We start from the raw sequence: 2,285 nt of genomic DNA on the forward strand, positions 1-2,285 counted from the left end.
CGCCCGTCGCCGCCAGCACGATGCCGCGGACGCCCGGCTGCGTGGCCGCGTGCGCGAGGACCGCGCCCGAGTCGTCGAGGCCCGCTTCGACCACCGGGACCAGCCCGCCGAAGTCCTCGCCGGTGCGCACCGGCGGCCGCGGCGGCGACGGGTGGAAGTAGTGCACCGCGTGCTCCACCACCATGCCCAGCGGCCCCGCGGGCGCCGACGTGAACGCCTCCAGGTGGCTCGTATGCGCTTTCCGCACCCAGCGCGCCGCGTGGACGTCGTCGTTCAGCGTGACCAGCGCGCCCCGGCCGCGGCTGCGGGGATCGGCCGCCACGGTCAGGGCGTTCCGGAGGTTGGCCGGGCCGTCCGGGCTGAGCAGGCCCGCGTTGCGCATCGCGCCGGTGACGACCACGGGGATCTCCGACGGCCAGCACAGGTCGAGGAAGTACGCGGTCTCCTCGAGGGTGTCGGTGCCCTGCACGACGACGAACCCGTCGGCGTCCTGCCGCAGGCCCCAGTCGCGGCACCGCAGCAGCGTCGCGAAGTCCATCGACGCGCTGCCGATCCCGGCCAGGGTTTCGGCGCGGACGTCCATCGGCAGCTCGCCGAGCGCGCCGACCAGTTCGGCCGCGCCGAACCGGGGGACGGCGCCGGTCCCGGGAGCCGGGGCCATCGAGATGGTTCCGCCGAGGGTGGCGACCGCGATCAAGCTCATGCGGCCACCCTATTCAGCCGGGCTTGACCGCCTGGAGCGTGTAGCTCGCCGCGAGCCGCGACGGCGTGTCCTTCATCCGCCACTCGTCGGTGGCTTCGTCGTGCACCATCTGGCCGGGGATCGCGTTCCACGGGACGCTGTCGTGCTCGGTGAACGCGGTCAGCGTCAAGCCGTTGTCCAGCAGCGCGGTGATGATTTCGCCCAGCGAGTGGTTCCACGAGTGGCTGACGCTGTTCGCCAGCGGCCGGTCGGTGGCGACGTACGTTTCGGGCTCGTCGAACACCAGCGGCTCGGCGTGCTCGAAGTACGGGTAGCGCGGGGTGGCCGGGTCGTTCTCGTCCAGCGTTCCCAGCATCGGATGACCCTCCCGGATGAAGAGCCGCCCGCCCGGGCGCAGCAGGCCCGCGACGACCGACGCCCACCGCGCCACGGACGGCAGCCAGCACAGCGCCCCGATCCCGGTGTAGACCAGGTCGAACCCGCCGGCGCCCAGCACTTCGACGGCGTCGTACACGTTGGCTTCGCGGAAGTCGATCGACGCGCCCGCCGCCGTGGCCAGCTTCCGCGCCTCCGCGAGCGCCGCACCCGAGAAGTCCAAGCCGGTCACCGAAGCGCCGAGCCGCGCGAGCGACACCGTGTCCGTGCCGATGTGGCACTGCAGGTGCACCGCACGCAGCCCGGCGATGTCGTCGAGGCGCGGCCGGTCGAACCGGACGACGGCGCTCAGGTACGCGGGATCCGCGGCGAAGTCGGCGAAGTTGTAGTCCGGCGAAGCAGCGTGCAGCTCCGCGCGCTCGTCCCAGTTCGCCTTGTTGACGGCGAACGAGTCCGTCACGACGTCGCCGCGCGCTCGGCCGCGCTGCGCAGGACGCAGAACTCGTTGCCCTCGGGGTCGGCGAGCACCGCCCAGCCGGTGCCGTCGGGCTTGCGGAGGTCGTCGACCAGCGTCGCGCCCAGGCCCAGCAGCCGGGAAACCTCTTCGTCGCGCGGGACGTCCGGCCGCAGGCAGACGTGGAGCCGGTTCTTCACCGTCTTCGGCTCCGGGACGCGCTGGAACAGCAGGTCGATCCCGCCGTCGAGGTGGATGCCGCACTCGTCGTCGCCGGGCTGGTCCTCTTCGGGAACCGGCTTCCCGGTGACCGCGCTCCAGAACTGGCACAGCCGGTACGGGTCGGCGCAGTCGACGGACACGTTCAGCACGGACGACGGCATGGCACTCCTCGAAGTCGGGTGCCGCCGAGTCTGGCTCAGCCGGAGCGCCGGGGCGAGCCGATTTCAGGAAGCCAGCGCCAGCCCCGCCGTCCGGTGCACGCGGCGGCTGTCGTCGACGATGAGGATCTCGCAGTCCGGCCGGTCGGCCGCCCACGTGATGCCCTCCTCGCCCATCGCGAACGCCGCCGTGGCGAGCGCGTCCGCCGTGACCAGGTCGCCGGCCACGACGGTGACGCTCATCAGGCCCGTCGCGGGGGTGCCGGAGCGGCCGTCGAGGATGTGCGAGCCGCGCTCGTACGCCGCCGACGTCGCGATCGCGCCGTTGCGCGACTCCAGCACCGCGCACACGGCGAGGGGCTGCTCGGGGTGG

Annotated in this window: 4 protein-coding genes; all 4 read right to left on the reverse strand. The window is 73.0% G+C overall.

The window, feature by feature from the left end; genetic code table 11:
* The coding region (locus G3I65_RS01100; RefSeq protein ID WP_160693894.1) for an asparaginase at positions 1-703 on the reverse strand (703 nt) is incomplete at its 3' end.
* Between the two features lie 13 nt (positions 704-716).
* A complete protein-coding gene (locus G3I65_RS01105; protein WP_160693896.1) occupies positions 717-1,538 on the reverse strand; it encodes a bifunctional 2-polyprenyl-6-hydroxyphenol methylase/3-demethylubiquinol 3-O-methyltransferase UbiG in 822 nt (273 codons plus the stop codon).
* The gene (locus G3I65_RS01110) at positions 1,535-1,915 is read right to left on the reverse strand and encodes a VOC family protein (protein ID WP_160693898.1); all 381 of its coding nucleotides are present in this window, start codon (positions 1,913-1,915) and stop codon (positions 1,535-1,537) included. The genes G3I65_RS01105 and G3I65_RS01110 overlap by 4 nt, the downstream gene beginning before the upstream one ends.
* Before the next feature lie 63 nt (positions 1,916-1,978).
* Positions 1,979-2,285, reverse strand: a 307-nt coding sequence (locus tag G3I65_RS01115) for an FAD:protein FMN transferase (protein WP_203612242.1), incomplete at its 5' end; no start/stop codon positions are given.

The organism is Amycolatopsis sp. SID8362 (assembly GCF_010550475.1).
Classification (GTDB): Bacteria; Actinomycetota; Actinomycetes; order Mycobacteriales; family Pseudonocardiaceae; genus Amycolatopsis; species Amycolatopsis eburnea.